Source organism: Chryseobacterium phosphatilyticum (genome assembly GCF_002899825.2).
GTDB lineage: Bacteria > Bacteroidota > Bacteroidia > Flavobacteriales > Weeksellaceae > Chryseobacterium > Chryseobacterium phosphatilyticum.
In genome coordinates this window covers 753,247-771,800 of the sequence record NZ_PPED02000002.1, presented here as the reverse complement: position 1 = coordinate 771,800, position 18,554 = coordinate 753,247, and the positions used below count along the sequence as shown (strand labels likewise).

General features: G+C 35.3%; 17 protein-coding genes and 1 pseudogene. 8 read left to right on the top strand and 10 right to left on the bottom strand.

Going from position 1 to position 18,554, the window contains the following annotated elements; translation table 11 throughout:
- Positions 1 to 134 precede the first annotated feature (134 nt).
- Positions 135 to 860: pseudogene (gene lptB, locus C1631_RS10630) on the bottom strand (LPS export ABC transporter ATP-binding protein); the annotation flags it as partial.
- Between the two features lie 80 nt (positions 861 to 940).
- On the opposite strand from lptB, the gene C1631_RS10625 reads away from it, so the two are divergent.
- From C1631_RS10625 to C1631_RS24020, 3 genes are all read left to right on the top strand, one after another.
- A complete protein-coding gene (locus C1631_RS10625; protein WP_109712054.1) occupies positions 941 to 2,392 on the top strand; it encodes a T9SS type A sorting domain-containing protein in 1,452 nt (483 codons plus the stop codon).
- A 184-nt stretch (positions 2,393 to 2,576) separates the two neighbouring features.
- Positions 2,577 to 2,870, top strand: a complete 294-nt coding sequence (locus C1631_RS10620; protein ID WP_109712052.1) for a TM2 domain-containing protein — start codon at positions 2,577 to 2,579, stop codon at positions 2,868 to 2,870.
- Between the two features lie 65 nt (positions 2,871 to 2,935).
- Entirely contained in the window at positions 2,936 to 3,109 is a 174-nt protein-coding gene (locus tag C1631_RS24020) for a hypothetical protein (protein ID WP_165828271.1), read from the top strand.
- A 78-nt stretch (positions 3,110 to 3,187) separates the two neighbouring features.
- Here C1631_RS24020 and hemB read toward each other — a convergent pair whose 3' ends face one another.
- A complete protein-coding gene (gene hemB / locus C1631_RS10615) occupies positions 3,188 to 4,177 on the bottom strand; it encodes a porphobilinogen synthase (protein WP_103247825.1) in 990 nt (329 codons plus the stop codon).
- 118 nt (positions 4,178 to 4,295) lie between these two features.
- On the opposite strand from hemB, the gene C1631_RS10610 reads away from it, so the two are divergent.
- From C1631_RS10610 to C1631_RS10600, 3 genes are all read left to right on the top strand, one after another.
- The gene (locus tag C1631_RS10610) at positions 4,296 to 4,646 is read left to right on the top strand and encodes a T9SS type A sorting domain-containing protein (RefSeq protein ID WP_103247824.1); all 351 of its coding nucleotides are present in this window, start codon (positions 4,296 to 4,298) and stop codon (positions 4,644 to 4,646) included.
- A 105-nt stretch (positions 4,647 to 4,751) separates the two neighbouring features.
- Complete coding sequence (locus tag C1631_RS10605; protein ID WP_103247823.1) at positions 4,752 to 5,663, top strand: ABC transporter ATP-binding protein; 912 nt, start codon at positions 4,752 to 4,754, stop codon at positions 5,661 to 5,663.
- A gap of 5 nt (positions 5,664 to 5,668) precedes the next feature.
- Entirely contained in the window at positions 5,669 to 6,979 is a 1,311-nt protein-coding gene (locus tag C1631_RS10600) for an ABC transporter permease (protein WP_109712050.1), read from the top strand.
- A 148-nt stretch (positions 6,980 to 7,127) separates the two neighbouring features.
- Here the strand turns inward: C1631_RS10600 and C1631_RS10595 are convergent, their stop codons facing one another.
- From C1631_RS10595 to C1631_RS10560, 8 genes are all read right to left on the bottom strand, one after another.
- A complete protein-coding gene (locus C1631_RS10595; protein WP_103247821.1) occupies positions 7,128 to 7,799 on the bottom strand; it encodes a porin family protein in 672 nt (223 codons plus the stop codon).
- Between the two features lie 16 nt (positions 7,800 to 7,815).
- On the bottom strand, positions 7,816 to 8,688 hold the full coding sequence (sucD, locus tag C1631_RS10590; RefSeq protein ID WP_103247820.1) for a succinate--CoA ligase subunit alpha: 873 nt from the start codon (positions 8,686 to 8,688) through the stop codon (positions 7,816 to 7,818).
- Positions 8,689 to 8,778: 90 nt separating this feature from the next.
- Entirely contained in the window at positions 8,779 to 9,681 is a 903-nt protein-coding gene (locus C1631_RS10585; RefSeq protein WP_103247819.1) for a UDP-3-O-(3-hydroxymyristoyl)glucosamine N-acyltransferase, read from the bottom strand.
- A gap of 67 nt (positions 9,682 to 9,748) precedes the next feature.
- Positions 9,749 to 10,315, bottom strand: coding sequence for an elongation factor P (efp, locus tag C1631_RS10580; protein WP_109712048.1), 567 nt, complete (start codon positions 10,313 to 10,315; stop codon positions 9,749 to 9,751).
- An 85-nt stretch (positions 10,316 to 10,400) separates the two neighbouring features.
- Positions 10,401 to 11,195, bottom strand: a complete 795-nt coding sequence (gene lpxA, locus C1631_RS10575) for an acyl-ACP--UDP-N-acetylglucosamine O-acyltransferase (protein WP_109712046.1) — start codon at positions 11,193 to 11,195, stop codon at positions 10,401 to 10,403.
- Positions 11,196 to 12,593 carry a bifunctional UDP-3-O-[3-hydroxymyristoyl] N-acetylglucosamine deacetylase/3-hydroxyacyl-ACP dehydratase gene (locus C1631_RS10570; RefSeq protein WP_109712044.1) on the bottom strand — a complete coding sequence of 466 codons (1,398 nt, stop codon included), beginning with the start codon at positions 12,591 to 12,593 and terminating at the stop codon, positions 11,196 to 11,198.
- A complete protein-coding gene (gene lpxD, locus C1631_RS10565) occupies positions 12,586 to 13,617 on the bottom strand; it encodes a UDP-3-O-(3-hydroxymyristoyl)glucosamine N-acyltransferase (protein ID WP_109712042.1) in 1,032 nt (343 codons plus the stop codon). The genes C1631_RS10570 and lpxD overlap by 8 nt, the downstream gene beginning before the upstream one ends.
- Positions 13,618 to 13,688: 71 nt before the next feature.
- A complete protein-coding gene (locus C1631_RS10560; RefSeq protein WP_109712040.1) occupies positions 13,689 to 14,915 on the bottom strand; it encodes an HD domain-containing protein in 1,227 nt (408 codons plus the stop codon).
- 280 nt (positions 14,916 to 15,195) lie between these two features.
- Here C1631_RS10560 and C1631_RS10555 point away from each other — a divergent pair, with 280 nt between their 5' ends.
- Entirely contained in the window at positions 15,196 to 16,830 is a 1,635-nt protein-coding gene (locus tag C1631_RS10555) for a S41 family peptidase (RefSeq protein WP_109712038.1), read from the top strand.
- Between the two features lie 131 nt (positions 16,831 to 16,961).
- Positions 16,962 to 18,506: a T9SS response regulator signal transducer PorX gene (gene porX, locus C1631_RS10550; protein WP_109712036.1), complete on the top strand. Its 1,545-nt coding sequence runs from the start codon at positions 16,962 to 16,964 to the stop codon at positions 18,504 to 18,506.
- Positions 18,507 to 18,554: the final 48 nt, after the last annotated feature.

Genomic DNA, 18,554 nt, shown 5'->3' with positions numbered 1-18,554 from the left:
TCAAATCCGTACATCAGTCTAAGATCATCAAATTGCTTAAAGTTTTCATTTACAAAACCTTGAAACTGAACTTTAGAATCAAAATTTCCCGCCCAGATATTATAAGCATATTTTTTCTTTTTAGGCTTGTCTAAAATACTCTGGTACACGAAGTTCTCTCCAAGATACGCTTCTCTTACCTGCGGATCATTTGCAAGTTCTTCCGGAAGACCTTCTTTCAGGATCTTTCCTTCAAACATGATGTATGTTTTGTTCGTAATAGCCAAAGTCTGTTGTACGTTGTGATCAGTGATCAGAATTCCGATATTTTTATCGACAAGGCTTCTTACAATTTTCTGGATATCTTCAACAGCAATCGGGTCTACTCCAGCAAACGGTTCATCGAGAAGAATAAAATTTGGACTTGTAGCAAGACAACGGGCGATTTCCGTTCTACGTCTTTCTCCTCCTGAAAGAAGATCTCCCCTGTTTTTACGGACATGCTGTAAAGAAAATTCTTCAATCAGCTCGTCACATTTGATTTGTTGCTCACGCTTTGAAAGCTTTGTTAGTTGCAAAACTCCCATAATATTTTCTTCTACAGATAATTTTCTAAAAACGGAAGCTTCCTGAGCAAGATAACCAATACCTTTCTGAGCTCTGCGGTACATCGCATCCGTAGTGATTTCCTGTTTATCCAGAAAAATTTTTCCTGAAGTAGGCTTAACCAACCCTACGATCATATAAAACGATGTGGTTTTTCCTGCTCCGTTCGGACCCAGCAAACCAACAATTTCTCCTTGTTGAACCTGTACAGAAACGCCTTTTACAACTTTTTTAGGACCGTATTCTTTGATTAAGTTTTCTCCGCGTAAAATCATAGGGCAAATATAAAAATTTCTTAGTAAGATAATTCAGTTTAGCTTCTTTATAATTAGTTTTGCAAAAAAAAAAAATTACCATGAAACATATTTACGTTTTGATTTTATTTCTAAATTCTTTGTTCCTGATAGCACAAACTCAAATTGGATCTACATTATATGGAACAGCAAATGTGGAAATGTCCGGCGAATCTATCAGTATGTCAAATAACGGAAACCGTATCGCAGTTGGAACTCCCTTTAATAATGACCAGGGATCTCATAAAGGCAATATTAAAATATATGATTGGATCAATGGAAATTGGGCTTTGACAGGAAATATCTATGGGCCCAACAACTCTTATCTGTCAAATAATGTACATCTCTCTGAAAATGGGAATACCTTTATTGTTACAACATCCGATTTTGTATCAACTGCAAATACAAACATTTGTATTTATGAGCTTCAAAACGGAGTATGGACCATGACATGGAATCTTACATCAGCTGTAAATAGTAATGTAGGATATTCCGCATCCATATCTGGTGATGGGAATACTTTTGCCTATACAGATTATAATCTGGGAAGTGATCAAATGTCTCTCGGAAAAGTCTACATAGTCAGAAAAATTAATAATACGTGGACAGAAATTGGGGTTATTAATGAAAACAGTTTAAATATTGGATACGGAAACGGCTTTGGGCGTACCACCAAACTTTCACCTGATGGAAATAAGCTTTTTGTAAGTGCTCCAGGCAAAGGAACTTTACATAGTTTCCAATATGAAAACGGACAGTGGGTACAATATGGAGGAACAATTTTAGAAACCAACAATAGTGCCGGACATTTTGGAGAATCTTTTTCATTAAATTCCAATTCGGACCTCATCGCTATTGGAAATAATTTCTATAACCGAACAACAACAAATAACGGAGCCGTTACATTTTATTCTTTAATTAATGGATTATGGACAAAAGTAGGACAGATTACAGGAGCTCCAGATGCAATGATTGGAAAGCATGTAAGTATCTCCGACAATAATCTGGTAGCGATTTCAAGTATAAAAAACAATTTGAATCAGAGTATTTCCGGTAGTTTATTGGTATATAAAATTGATCTGGCAAATCAGATTTATACTCAGCTTGGCAATACTGTAAATGCAGGATATAATGATTTTATGATTGTAAACGAAATTTCTAAAACATCTAATAAAGTAATGACTTCTGCACATAGTGCGGATAGCCCCAATAATACCAGAGCAGGCTATGTAAAAGTCTTTGGTTATGATTCATTTTTAAATACAACAGAAATCGATAATAAAAAAAATCTAAATATTTATCCTAGTCCTACAAAAGGAAAAATTTATTTTGATGGTCTGGAAAACAAGATTAATTCTGTTAAAGTTTTCAATACCAGCCAACAGTTGATAATGGAAAAAGCAGTTCAATCAAATGACAAAAATATTGATATTCCCCACATAGCAGGTATATATTTTGTAGTTTTTTATTTAAAAGACTCAACGACCTTAACTAAAAAAATAATTATCGAATAATCTACATCTATATTTAGTAAGATTTTGATACTATGAAAAGGCTGTTCTTATTTGAACAGCTTTTTATCTTTTTCAGAGTATTTTTTAAGTAAGGAATAACCACTACTACCAGTTAGTAACCTTTGTAACTTTTAATCATTTTAATCTACTTATTGTGTATCACGATCATTTAAAACATTAAGAAATGGAAAATTACGGTTATACCAAAACAGAAAACAACATCAATCAACAAAGCAACGTTCCTTATCGTTCAGAAAAAAAGCTTCCCGCTGCCTTATTAGGAATTCTTGTGGGTTGGCTGGCTTTAAATAAATTTTATCTCGGGTATACAAAAGAGGGTGTCATTCAGTTAGTTCTCAATATTGTTACTTTGGGTGCCGCTTCTGTTATTCCTTTTATTGAAGGAATTTTGTACCTGTTTATGAGTGATAAACAGTTTGATGATACGTATGTGTACGGAAGAAAAGGATGGCTTTAATATACTTCCAAACCATGTGATATATTTTCATTAAATTAGATCAACTAATTAATAAAATATTCACCATGAAAAAATTAACAAAAAGAGATTTAAAAGGAATCAAAGGAGGCTATTATTATACCTATCCTGATAAAAACGGAAACTGCTTTCCGGGATGGTACCTTTGTCCAACAAAAATTTGTCTTCTAGATCATCCCGAAAATCCTATACGCCCTGAGGATCCTTTCTGCCAGGGATAAATAAGAAATTACATCCGTAAATACTATAAAAGGCTGTCCCGATGAGACAGCCTTTGCTTTTTATATTGAATTATTTCTTTATTTATTCAATAGTATAGCAGCTTCTTTGGCAAAGTAAGTAAAGATCATGTCTGCCCCTGCTCTCTTAAAGCAGGTAAGGTTTTCAATAATTGTTTTATCATTATCCAGCCATCCATTTTGAGCCGCAGCCTTTACCATCGCGTATTCTCCGCTTACGTTGTAAACTGCTATAGGAAGGTCAATCGCCTCGCGAACTTTAGAAACGATATCCAGATAAGGAAGTCCCGGTTTAATCATAATCACATCTGCTCCTTCGTCAACATCTTTAAAAACTTCGTTTAACGCTTCACGGGTGTTGTGGAAATCCATCTGATAGGTTTTCTTATCCTTAGGAATTTCAATATCATCTTTTGGTGCACTATCCAGAGCACTTCTGAAAGGTCCGTAGAATGAACTTGCATATTTTGCAGCATAACTTACAATACCGACATCTGTAAATCCGCTTTCTTCTAACGCTTCTCTGATCACAAGTACTCTTCCATCCATCATGTCACTGGGTGCCACTAAGTCAGCTCCGGCTTCTGCATGGGATACTGACATTCTGGCCAGTGCATCATTGGTAGCGTCATTTAGAATTTTTCCGTTTTCAATAATTCCATCATGTCCGTAGATTGAATAAGGATCTAAGGCAACATCCGGCATCACAACCATTCCCGGAACAGCATCTTTAATTGCTTTAATGGTATTCTGCATCAATCCGTCTTTGTTCCAAGCCTCTTTTCCAGTATTGTCTTTCAGATGCTCAGATACTTTCATGTACAAATTGACAGCTTTTACGCCTAAAGAAAATAATTCCTTACATTCCTTCACTGTTAAATCTATGCTTCGCCTGAAAATCCCTGGCATTGACGGGATCGCTTCCTGCATGTTTTCGCCCTCCATTACGAAGATTGGCATTACAAAATCATCAGTTGTAAGAATAGTTTCTCTTACCAAACTTCTGATAGATTCATTAACTCTAAGTCTTCTATTTCTTGAATGTATCATTTTGGAATACTTTTTGAATAAGTTTCTACAAATTTACTACAAGTTCTATAAAAAACTATTGTACGAGATTGTAGAATTTTTTATATTTGTTATATATATTCGAGAAATTATAAATTTGATGAAAAAACTTTTACTTTTAATTTTATTTATAGGCACTTTTGTTGGGTTTTCCAACAATTTGCAAGCTCAGCTAAAAGAGCCGGGATCCATCACTCAAAAAGCTGATGATGGGGTATTGCTTGCCTATCCAAATCCTGCAAAGGATTTCCTTATCATTAAGGCAAAGGATTCTAATTTAAGAATCAAAAGCGTGACTTTCTATTCAATTTTGGGTATGCAGGTTGCTAGTTATACTGTCAATATGAACTCCGGAGAGATTAATATTGAAAAATTAAAACCCGGTAAGTATTTGATACGATATATTTTAAGCGACAATACGCAAAAAGTTACTCAAATCGTGAAACAATAAATTAAAATCCTGATAATCATCAGGATTTTTTCTTTTGCATTAATTCTCTTCAATAATTCCGTAACTTTCAGGACTTTTTTATACTAATTGTAAAAGAACATTTTAATGTTAAAAGCTGAACATATTAAAAAGACCTATAATGCCGGAAAAAAGGTCGCTCTGGATGACTTCAGCATCCATGTTCCAAAAGGCAGTATTTATGGCCTTTTAGGGCCCAACGGAGCCGGAAAAACTTCTTTTATCCGTATCATTAACCAAATTACTCAGGCAGACTCAGGCGATATTTTCATTAATGGAGAAAAACTGAATCCCACCCATATCAGAGATATAGGATATATGCCAGAAGAAAGAGGTTTATATAAAAATATGACTGTAGGAGATCAGATCCTTTATTTTGCAGAACTTAAAGGCATGCACAAAAATGATGCTTTGAATGAAGCCAAAAAATGGTTTGAAAAACTTAATATTGATCAGTGGTGGAAAAAGAAACTATCTGAATTATCCAAGGGAATGGCGCAAAAGATTCAATTTGTTGTCACCGTTCTCCACAGACCTCACCTTTTGATTTTGGATGAACCATTTTCCGGTTTCGATCCTGTCAATGCCAATTTAATCAAAGACCAGATTATTGATCTTAAAAACAATGGCACCACCATTATTCTTTCTACCCACCGAATGGAAAGTGTGGAAGAAATGTGTGATTATGTTGCTTTGATCGATAATTCGAAAAAAATTATTGACGGAAGGGTATTTGATGTAAGAGAAAAGTTCAAAAAAAATATTTTTGGAATTACACTTTCGGAAGTTAATCATGATCAGTTTGAAGATTTCAAGGCTCAATATGAAGTATTCAATTTTTCAAATGAAAATAATCTGATCTCTTTTGATCTGAAAAATGAAACTGACCAGAATCATATTCTAATGGATCTTGTACGCGTGGGTAAGGTGAGATCATTCGACGAGAGAATTCCCAGTATGAATGAAGTGTTTATTAATGCAGTCAGTAATCATTCTTAATTTTTATGAATAATATTTTTTTAATTACAAAGAGAGAATTTCTTACTCAGGTTAAGAAAAAATCTTTCATCATATTGACACTTCTGGCTCCTGTTTTGATTGTTGCCTTTGGCGCAGTAATCGGGCTTATGTTTAAAGCGAATGAGTCTCATAGTATTATAGAAGTTGTAGACAAAAGCGGAATGTTTACCCATCAGTTTAAGTCTAATGATAAAGTTGATTATGCGTTTGTTTCCGCAGCGGACGAAAAATCTAAGATCAATAATCTTAAAAGTAATGAATCTATCGCCGGTATTCTTATTCTACCTGAATTGAAAAATCAGAATTTTGATGAGCTGGAAACCGGAGCAAGATTAGTAGTCAATAGTAAAATAGGATTGGATACTAAGCAGAAGATCGTTTCTGATATCAGTAATGTGATTAAAAAAGAAAAAATCAAGCATTTAGGTATCCAGGAATCTCAATTGATAGATCTTGACAAAAGTTTCAGTCTAAAAACAATTAATGTCTCTGATAACAACAAAGAAGATTCTGATCTTGCTTTTGGGGTAAAAACAGGGCTTAGTATGATTTTGATGTATGTAACATTTATGTTTATCATCATTTATGGGGTTCGTGTCATGCGAAGTGTTCTGGAAGAAAAGAACAACCGCGTGGTAGAAATCATTATTTCTTCCGTTAAGCCTTTTGAACTTATGATGGGGAAAATACTTGGGGTAACATTGGTTGCTCTCACCCAGTTTGTCATCTGGATTACGATGTCAGTGATCGGAGCTTTAGTTTTAAATACCGGGTTTTCTCCCGTGCCGAAAAATATTCCGGGAGGAAATGAGCAAATAGCAAATAAGCTGGATGTTTCCGCTCTTGCTACTCAGATTTCTCATAGCTTATTGGAAATGAATTTTCCGCTTATTATTTTCGTTTTCATTGTTTTCTTTCTTTTAGGATATATCTTCTACAGTTCTATTTATGCAGCCATAGGATCTGCAGTAGATAATGAAACCGAAACTCAGCAATTCACTCTATTTGCTGTTTTACCCCTTATGCTAGGTATGTATGGCAGTTTCTCATTAATGAACAATCCTGATGGGCCGCTGGGCTTTTGGTTATCCATTATTCCATTTACGTCACCGGTTGCTATGATTGCAAGAATTCCGTTTGGAGTACCGGCTTGGCAGATCGCTTTATCTATTGTCTTATTACTGGGAACAACCATCTTCATGATATTCCTTGCCGGAAAAATCTATCGTGTAGGTATTTTAATGTATGGGAATAAGGCCACTTTAAAAGAACTTTGGAAGTGGATTAAAGGATAGGAGCAAAGAAAGCTGATAAGGCTAAAAAATAAAGGGCAAATTTGCAAATAAGCCAGTTTGCCCTTTTATTTGACTTTACTCAATCTATGGAAAATACAAATCCCGGAAATTTCTTTCCGGGATTTATTATTATTCTGAATAAAGTAATTTATTTGAATATATAGCTTAAGGTAAGTGCTATTACCTGTTCTGATTTTTTCTTATCAGTACCTTTAGTTTCTTTTGCAAGACCCGGGTAGGTATCTCCAAGACCTAAATCATACTTAAGAGCTACTTCCAGTTGTCTTTTATAACTATATCCGACTCCCAGACCAATTCCCCAGTTAAAGCTTTTTGCTTTTCCGTTTACTCCTGCCGGTTGGTTAGGATCAGTAACGTCCGGATCATAATAAGGTCTGCTTACGGGAGCATTCTTTACGTTCTGACTTACCAAAAAATTAAATCTAGGTCCAAGCAATCCAAAGAATTCTGATTCAGCTTCTGAAAAGTATCCTTTGAAATAAAGTGGTACACTCAGATAGTTATTTGCATATACAGCATCGTAACCATCTCTTCCTTTAGCATCTTTATCTTTACCCGTTTCTCCTGCACCATAATACAAAACTTCGGGCTGAATAAAGAACTGGTTTGCCTTTCCTACGGGAATTAAAGCCAAAGCACCACCTTGAAAAGTGTATCTTGGGCCTGAAGGATTATGGGCATTGGCTACTCTAGAGTAGTTTAAACCTGCAGCAATACCAAATCTTGTACTTTTCCATTGCACTTGCGCAAATGAGAAAGCAGAAAGGGCCAAAGCTGAGGCTAATAAAAGTTTTTTCATATGTTTTGGTTTTATATTATCCTAGGATTTTTGCTACAGTAGCACCGATATCAGCAGGAGAGTCAACAACGTTGATACCGTTTTCTCTCATGATTTCCATTTTTGCCTGAGCTGTATCTTCTGCACCACCAACGATAGCACCAGCGTGTCCCATTGTTCTTCCTTTTGGAGCTGTTTGTCCGGCGATAAAACCTACAACCGGCTTAGTAGATCCGCTTGCTTTATACCATCTGGCTGCTTCAGCTTCCAATCCTCCACCGATCTCACCGATCATTACAACCGCCTCAGTATCAGGATCATTAATGAACAATTCTAAAGCTTCTCTTGTTGTAGTTCCAATGATTGGGTCACCACCGATACCGATTGCTGTAGAAATACCGTAACCGGCTCTTACTACCTGGTCAGCTGCTTCATAAGTAAGGGTACCTGATTTTGAAACGATTCCAACTTTTCCTTTTTTGAAAACGAATCCAGGCATAATACCAATTTTAGCTTCTTCAGAAGTAATGATTCCAGGGCAGTTTGGTCCGATTAATCTGCAGTCTCTGTCAGCGATATAAGATTTTACTTTTACCATATCAGCTACAGGAATACCTTCAGTAATACATACAATTACTTTGATCCCTGCTTCAGCAGCTTCCATGATAGCATCTGCTGCGAATGCCGGTGGTACGAAGATAATACTTACGTTTGCTCCTGCTTTTTCAACAGCATCAGCTACCGTATTAAATACCGGTTTTCCTAAGTGCTCGCTACCTCCTTTTCCTGGTGTAACACCTCCCACTACGTTTGTTCCGTATTCAATCATCTGACCTGCATGGAAAGTACCTTCGTTTCCAGTAAATCCTTGTACAATTACTTTAGAATCTTTGTTTACTAAAATTGACATTTTATTGTTGTTTTAATTTATTTATTATTTTATTAATGCTCACAAATTTACTCAAATTTCTTTGATTTCGGATAAAACCTACACAATAGTTTATTTGAGATTTCTCAGTTTTACTTCTTTTTTCAGGTAACCTTTAAAATCCTCAGCAATAATTCCAAAATAGGTTCCTTTTTCAAGATCTCTGTTTACTCCTACTTTAGCCAAAAGAACTGTTCCGCTGGCAATTCTAAGGCCGGAAGCAATACCTGCCTGCCCCCAAATAGTAACCTCATCTTCAATAATACAACATCCTGCAATTCCTACTTGTGAAGCAATGAGACATTTCTTTCCTATTACGGTGTCATGTCCTACCTGAATTTGATTATCCAGTACAGAACCTTCTCCAATAATCGTAGAATCTGTAACTCCTCTATCAATGGTACAATTATTCCCTATTTCAACATTATTTTCAATGATGACATTTCCTACCGAAATCAAGCGGTCAAAATTTCCGTCTAATTTTCTGTAATAAAAAGCATCCCCCCCCAATACAGTGCCGGATTGAATGATAACGTTATCTCCTATTTCTGTTCTGTCCCCAATCACAACATTAGGAAAGATAAGACAGTTTTTTCCAATTTTCACATTGTTTCCAATCACAGCAGAAGAGTGAACTTTGGTCCCGTCACCTATTTCGACATCATGAAGTTCTTCTGTGAAATTATAAATTCTCGTAAAATGAGTATTGATCTTATTAAAATCCCTGAATGGATCATCAGAAACAAGAAGTGCCTTTCCTTCAGGGCATTCTACTTCTTTATCAATTAAAATAATGGTAGCTGCTGAGTTTAAAGCTTTGTCGTAATATTTAGGATGATTGACAAAAACAATTTCTCCGGGTTTTACCATATGAATTTCGTTGGAACCCAATACTTCAAAGTCTTCAGGGCCAACAAATTTTGAGCCTATTAAATCAGCTATCGTTTTAAGCTTTTGTGGAGAATGGAATCTCATAACAATAGATTTTCTTATAAAACAAAATTCGGACTGCTAGTGCAAACCGAATTTATGTGAATTTTATTTATTCTTTTACTCTTTCCAGGTAGCTACCGTCTTCAGTGCTTACTTTAATTCTGTCACCTGGCTCGATGAACAAAGGAACCATTACTCTTGCTCCTGTTTCTACAATCGCATTTTTAAGAGCGTTTGTTGCTGTGTTTCCTTTTACTCCCGGATCAGCTTCAATTACATCAAGGTAAACAGATTGTGGAAGTTCTGCAGAAAGTGGAGTTTCATCAACTTCTTTCAGAATGATTGTTACTTCTTCGCCAGCTTTCATAAATTGAGAATTTTCAATCATTTCTTTGTTTAAGTATAATTGAGAAAAGTCATCATTATTCATGAAGTGGAACCCGTTCTCATCATCATAAAGATACTGGAACTTTCTTGTGATTACTTTTACTTCTTCGATTTTGTGTCCTGCAGAGAAAGTATTATCAATTACTTTACCGTTGGTTACAGATTTTAACTTTGTTCTTACGAAAGCTGGTCCTTTCCCTGGTTTTACGTGAAGGAACTCGATTACTTTATAAATATCATTGCTGTACTCAATGCAAAGCCCTTTTCTGATATCGTTACTTGTTGCCATTAATTTATATTATTCTTTTTTTATTTAGTTTACGTGGCTGTCCGGTAAATAGGCAAATTACAAATTTACTTTTTAGCGTTGTTTGTTAATTGCTTTCTTTGGTGGTTCCGTATCCTTTTACAATACCTCTTGGAGAGTTTTGGATAAATTGCAGAATTTCATCTCTTTCAGCGGTAGGAAGCATTTCCTTTTCAATATGGGCCATTGCCTGAGAAACGTTCATTTTCATTTGGAAAATTGTTCTGTAGATTTTTTGAATTTCAAAAATCTTTTCATTAGTAAACCCTCTCCTTCTTAACCCAACAGAATTAATCCCTGCGTAAGACATCGGCTCTCTTGCTACTTTCACATAAGGTGGAATATCTTTTCTTACCAGAGTACCTCCGGAAATCATTACATGTTTTCCTATTTTACCAAATTGGTGAACAGCTGATAAACCTCCCATTACAGTGTAGTCTCCAATCTCAACATGTCCGGCAATACCACAACCGTTTACAATGATAACATGATCTCCAATTACGCAGTCATGTGCAATATGTGAAGTTGCCATAATAAGACAGTTTGCGCCTATTTTGGTATGCCCTAAGGCTTTTGTACCTCGGTTTACTGTAACACATTCTCTGATTGTTGTATCATCACCGATAATTACCTGGGTATCTTCACCATCAAATTTCAGATCCTGAGGAATTGCGGAGATTACGGTCCCGGGGAAAATCCTACAGTTTTTTCCTATTCTTGCTCCATCCATGATGGTAACATTTGGACCTATCCAGGTTCCTTCTCCAATTTCTACGTCCCCTGCAATTGTAGTAAAAGGTTCTACAATTACATTTTTGCTGATTTTCGCACGTTTATCTACGGCTGCTAATTGATGAATCATTTAATCAACTTTATTTTTTGCAACTTGAGCCATAAGCTCTGCTTCTACTGCCACTGTGTCTCCTACATATCCGTATCCTTGCATGTGAACGATACCTCTTCTGATAGGCTCAATCAATTCAATTTTGAAGATAAGGGTATCTCCGGGAATTACTTTTCTCTTGAATTTTACTTTATCAATTTTGATAAAATAGGTAGAATAATTTTCAGGATCAGGAACACTTGCCAAGACTAAAATTCCCCCTGTCTGAGCCAAAGCTTCAACCTGAAGAACTCCAGGCATTACAGGCTCTTTAGGGAAATGTCCAACGAAGAAAGGTTCGTTCATTGTCACATTTTTTAATCCTACAACATGCGAGTCTGAAAGTTCAAGTACTTTGTCGATCAATAGAAACGGTGGTCTGTGAGGCATAAGCTTCATGATACCGTTAATATCAAATACAGGTTCTTTAGTTAAATCAAAATCCGGAACGTTCTTCTTCTTTTGCAATTTCCACTGACGGTTCAGTTTCTTAGCAAATTGGGTATTTACGTAATGCCCGGGTTTGTTGGCAATAACCTTACCTTTTATTTTTACTCCGGCTAAAGCCAAATCACCAATTACATCAAGTAATTTATGTCTTGCGGCTTCGTTTGGATAGTTTAAGTTTAGATTATCAAGAATTCCGTTTGGTCTGATAGAAACATTATCTTTTCCAAAGGCTTTCTTTAGTTTTTCGGTTGTTTCCGGAGTAAGATCTTTATCTACATATACAATGGCATTGGAAATATCTCCTCCTTTAATTAATCCATGATCTAAAAGCATTTCCAATTCGTGCAGGAAGCTAAATGTTCTTGCAGAAGAGATTTCATCTTTAAATTCGGAAATATTTTTAAGAGTGGCATTTTGGGTTCCTAAAACTTTAGTACCAAAATCAACCATAGTGGTTACTTCGTAAGTATCTGAAGGGATAATAGTGATCTCTGAACCAGTAGCCGGGTCACTATAGGTAAGCACTTCTTTTACAACAAGATATTCTCTGGCCACATTTTGATCAACCACTCCAACACTTTCGATTGCCTCCACAAAGAATTTTGAGGATCCATCTAAAATCGGAGGTTCAGAAGCATCCATTTCTAACACAGCGTTATCAATATCACAACCTACCAAAGCTGCTAAAAGATGTTCACAAGTTGTAATCTTTACGCCCAGTTTTTCTAATGTTGTTCCTCTTTCTGTTGCTACAACATAATTTACATCCGCCTCAACCTGAGGGCTACCCTCAAGATCTGTTCTTACAAATACAAAACCTGTATTTTCTTTTGCAGGTTTAATGGTAAGTTTTACTTCTCTACCAGTATGAAGACCAATTCCAGAAAGAGTAACCTCTTCCTGAAGTGTTTTTTGCATATCACTCATTAGTATTATCTTTTGAGGTATTCTCAAGATTATTTATTCTGCTTACGATTTCAGGAAAGTTTCTAAAATGAACATAACTCCTCAGATAATCATTGTAGCTGATTGCTGGTGAGCCATACAATGTTTCTTTATCATTAACACTGGAATTCACTCCGCTCTGAGCCTGAATTTTCACCTGATTGCCGATCTTGATATGTCCAACAATTCCTACCTGACCTCCTATTTGATTCCAATCTCCAATAATCGTAGAGCCTGCAATTCCCGCTTGCGCTGCAATTACATTATTCTGCCCTATTTTTACGTTGTGAGCAATCTGGATCAGATTATCAATTTTTGTTCCTTTTCCTATGATAGTGGATCCTATTGTAGCTCTGTCGATACTACAGTTGGAGCCAATTTCAACATCATCTTCAATAATTACATTCCCCAGTTGTGGGATTTTCTTAAATCCTTCCGGTGTGGGCTGAAAACCAAACCCGTCACCACCAACTACAGTATTGGAATGAATGACGCAATTATCTCCGATAATGCAATAGTCATAAATTCTGGCACCACTGTCTATTTTACAGTTTTTACCAATTTTCACTCCTTTTCCGATATAAACATGAGGATAAATTTGGGAACCGTCTCCGATTTTGGCTTTTTCCGAAACATAGGTAAATGCTCCGATATAGGTTTTCTCTCCTATAACAGCCGTATCGTGAATAGAGGAACCATCCTCAATACCTTCTTTTCTCCCCCTCATTTCCTGATATAAATTCATCAGAATCTGAAATGAAAGATAAGCATCTTTTACAACGATTAAAGTAGAACTATAATTATTTTTAGCTAAAAGCTTTTCCGAAACGATAATTACGGAGCATTTTGAGGTATCTAAATAATGAGAAAATCTATCTTGTGCTATAAAAGAAAGATGCCCAGTTTCCCCATTTTCAATTGGTGAAACCCCAGTAATAAGTGCATTCTCGTCACCTATTATTTTTCCGTCAATAAAACTTGCAATTTGCGAAGCTGTAAATTCCATATTCTGCAAAGATAAGAAATTCTATAATTTGCAAACATTTTTTGGTTTGAGATCGTAAATTTTAATATTCTTTAAGAATCTAACCGGGAGATATCCCTCGGAAACATAAGGATATAACGTGTCGTTTTATTGATCATTAACCCTGATAAAAGCTGATCTTCTGACTCGTGAAGCTTCATTTTTTTACCATTTTTCTGCAATAAGTAGATGGGTTGTTTTTCTGTGTCGTAGGGTAAAAGCTTTCTTTTTATTTCGTGTACTAATTCTGCAGCATTGTCAATTTCAAAAAATTCATTTGTCTTTTTTATTTTTTCTTCAATACTTTGCTGAGGAAATGGATGGGAAGAAATAATCGTTTTTGGCAAATCCCTTTGAATCACACATTTACACCAATACGACAATACGAAATCATCGGAACTCTGCCATTCTTTCATAGCCTGAATCACATCATTATCATCAAGCTGTGTAAATCTTTTTACATCTTCATCGGTAGCAGTACTCTTACTGCGGTATAAAAAATATTTAAGATTTTCCGTTGCAGGAAGTTGTATTCCCTGAGAAATGAGATATTTTGCTCTTTCAAGAATTTTAACCAAAAGAAATTCCGCCAATGCTGATGTCTTGTGATAATAAACCTGCCAGTACATAAACATTCTGGCTGTAAGAAAGTTCTCAATAGAGTAAATCCCTTTTGCATCAATAACCAATTCTCCTTCTTCACACACATTCATCATGGAAATGATTCTTTGGGTATTAATATTGCCTTCGGAAACACCGGTAAAAAAACTATCTCTTTTGAGATAGTCTAATCGATCTACATCTAGTTGAGAAGAAATAAGCTGATTAAAAAACTTTCTATGGTATTTGCCCTGAAACATCTCGATAGCCATCGTCAGCTGACCATCAAATTCCCCATTTAGCTTATTCATCAATAATAACGAGAGATTTTCATGATGCCAGTCGTCCATCAGCATGCTTTCAAGAGCGTGAGAAAAAGGGCCATGACCAATATCATGCATTAAAATCGCCAACATTGCTCCTTTTTCCTCTTCTTCCGATATCTTAACTCCTTTTTGTTTTAACGTTTCTAATGCTGTAAACATCAAATGCATGGCACCTAAGGCGTGATGAAATCTCGTATGAGTAGCTCCCGGAAAAATAAGATTCAGAAGTCCCGTCTGCCCGATTCTTCTCAGCCTTTGAAAGTAAGGATGTTCAATAATATCAAATAAAATTTCGTGAGGAATTTTGATAAATCCGTGAACAGGATCGTTGATGATTTTTAGCTTGTTCTGCATTGAAACGTCAAGTATTAGTAAACAAAGTTAGGAATTTTAAATTTGAAGGATGATTAAATTAGTATTAAAAACGGAAGCTTGAAGCGGAAGGCTGGAAATTATCCTGCGCCATGAGAAATAAAAGTCTATACATTTTGAGAATAACTAATTCTATATTGACTGTTTTGTGATCATGCACCTTCAGTAGCTTTCAGCTTCCCCACCTTTCCAATTATTCATCAAAAACCTTTGTAGTTCTTACATTAATCATTTATCTTTGAGAAAAACCCAATTCTTTTTGATGAGAAAATATTCTCTTTTCATTTTATTATTTTTTAGTTTGCATTTTTCCGCACAAATTCTGTCAGAAACTCAGAAACTTGAATCACTTTGCAGGATTTGGGGATTTCTTAAGTATTATCACCCTAAGGTAGCCAATGGAAAGCTGGATTGGGATGAACAGCTTTTCCAAAAAATCAACGAGCTTGATCGTATTAATAGTAAAAAAGAATTAAACAATTTATATGCTACCTGGATCGAAAGCCTTGGCAATGTAGAACCCTGTATTAAATGTTCAAAAAAAACCGATAAAGTTTATTTTCTCAAAAATTTTGACCTAAGCTGGATCGATAATGAAGACCTATTCAACAAAAATGTAGCAAGAAAACTTCACTATATTGAAAATAACAGACATATGGGAAGCTCTTATTATCTGGGAAAAGGGGGAAGAAAAATATATTTCAAAAATGAAAATTCGTATGGATCACATTTTACATCCAAAAAAATCAATTTACTGGAGCTGTTCAGGTATTGGAACTATGTAGAATATTTTTTTCCTTATAAATATGAGACCGATCAGAATTGGAATAATGTTTTAACAGAAATGATTCCTAAATTTCTTATTGTTGGTGATGATACAAATTATCACCTTACATTAGCTGAACTGGTGGCAAAAACAGATGATTCCCATGCTTATCTTTTTTCAAAAGAGATCAGCTCCGGTCAATATGGAAACAAAAAAATTCCTGTAGAATATTTGTATGCAGAAGGAAAGCTGATCGTTACAAAAATTCATTCTAATAAGTTTAGAGAACAGTGTGCCTTGCAGGTGGGAGATGTAATCTATGATATCAATGGTAAAACTATTCCACAAATAGTCAACAGCATGGGAAAATATATTCCGGCATCCAATTCGTGGGGAAAAATTGAAAAGGTCAAAAGGTTTTTCCTTTCTGATAATCGGGATTCAATTTCTATGAAAATTGAAAGAGATGGTCGAAATATAGCTATTACCTCAAAGACCTACTTTGCAACAGATATTATCCGTGAACAAAATACAGCTTCTGAAAAATGGAAGTTTATAGAAAAAGGAATCGGCTACGTCAATATGGGCATCATCAAAAAGGGAGATCTTGATGACATGTACAAAAATTTACAATCTACCAAAGCCATTATTTTTGACCTCAGAAATTACCCCAACCAAACAATAGAACCCTTAAGCCGGCTTTTACTTCCGGAAATTACAACCTATTATATGTTTACTTTTCCCGAAACAGACTATCCCGGCATGTTCTACAGCAGAAAGAATGTTATTGGTCGCAGAAATAAAGAATACTATAAAGGAGAGGTTATCGTTCTAGTAAATGAAAGTACTCAAAGCCAGGCCGAGACAACAACAATGATGCTAAAGCAACATCCAAAAGCTAAGGTCATCGGAAGTAATACGTCGGGAGCAAACGGAGATGTTATTACCTTTAAGCTTGCTGATCTTGACACCCGCTTTACAGGGCTTGGCGCCTATTATCCGGACGGAAGAGAAACCCAAAGGATCGGGATTATCCCGGATATTGTGATAAAGCCTACCCTGCAAGGAATTAGAATAGGTAAAGATGAAGCCTTGGAAAGAGCTTTGTTTTATATAAAAACCAACAATTGAAGCGAACAAAAAATGAAATATTAAAAAGGATTTTCATTTAACTAATATTTAACTTTTAAACTTTCGATTTTGTGAGATTTTAAAAGGATTTGGTCAACATTTTGATAGAATAACCATGTAAAAAATAAATTATGTCAGAAAAGATATTATGGATCGATGATGAAATAGATTTACTTAAACCTCATATCGTATTTTTAGAAAAAAAGGGTTACCAGGTGACCCCTGTTAATAATGTGAATGAGGCATTGGAACTTATGGATTCAGAGAAATTTGCATTAACATTAATTGATGAAAATATGCCTGGGATATCCGGGCTCGAAGCCATTCCTATGATCAAGGAAAAAGATAATTCCTTAAAAATAGTTATGGTTACCAAAAGCGAAGAAGAGCATATTATGGAAGAAGCCATAGGTTCTCAGATCGCTGATTATATTTTAAAACCTGTAAATCCTAATCAGATCTTACTTTCGTTGAAGAAAAATCTTCAGGAGGACAATCTTGTGGAACAGAAAACCATTTTACAATACCAGCAAGAGTTCAGAAACTTGTCAATGGAACTTTCCTATTTGAGAACATATCAGGAATGGGCTGAGTACTATAAAAAAATTCTAAGCTGGGAGATTAAATTTGACAAAGTAGCAGATAATGAATTTGCAGACCTTTTGCAGTCTCAAAAGGAAGAAGCTAATATTCAGTTTGCCAAGTTTATTGAAAAGAATTATGCAGACTGGCTTATTGATTCCGACAAACCTCTTATGAGTCACACCCTTTTTAAGGAAAAAGTAAAACCGGAAGTTGAAAAAGAAAAAGTTCTTTTATTAATGGTTGATAATCTTCGCTATGATCAGTGGAAAGTTATCGAGCCGTTGTTTACAAAATATTATAATAAAATATCAGAAGATTATTATTATAGTATTCTTCCTACAGCGACACAATATGCAAGAAACTCTTTCTTTGCAGGATTAATGCCTTCGGAAATAGAGAAACGCTTCCCGGACAAATGGTTTAATGATAATGAGGAAGGAAATAAAAATGAGTTTGAACGTGATTTCCTGGAGGATCAAATGAAAAGAATTGGTCTTGGATCTAAATCTATGAAATACCTTAAAGTATTGAATGCTGATTTTGAAAGAAAAATTTATGATGACTTCAATCAACATAAAAATAATGACCTTCTGGTTATTGTATACAACTTCATCGATATTCTTTCTCATGCTAAAACAGACAACCATATTGTAGATCAGTTGATTCGGGATGATAAAACATTCCGTTCTCTAACCTTCAACTGGTTTGAAAACTCTTCTTTACTGAAGATTATTAAAACAGCCGCAGAAAATGGATATAAACTTATTATCACCACAGATCACGGAACTGTATATGTGAAAAAACCAAGTAAAGTAGTTGGAGACAGAGAAACTTCTACCAACATCAGATATAAGACAGGTAAAAGTTTGACCTATGACGATAGCGATGTTTGGGCTATTACCAATCCGGAAAAGCTTTTCCTTCCTAAAGGAAATTTAAGTTCTAAGTACATTTTTGCTAAAAACAATATTTTCCTGGCTTATCCGAAAAATTATAATCATTTTGTCAATTACTATAAAGAAACATATCAACACGGAGGAATATCATTGGAGGAATGCATCATTCCTATCAGTGTACTTGAACCCAAGTAGTTTTTTCAGAGCTAATTTAATTTTAAGCATAAAAAGCGGAAAAAATCG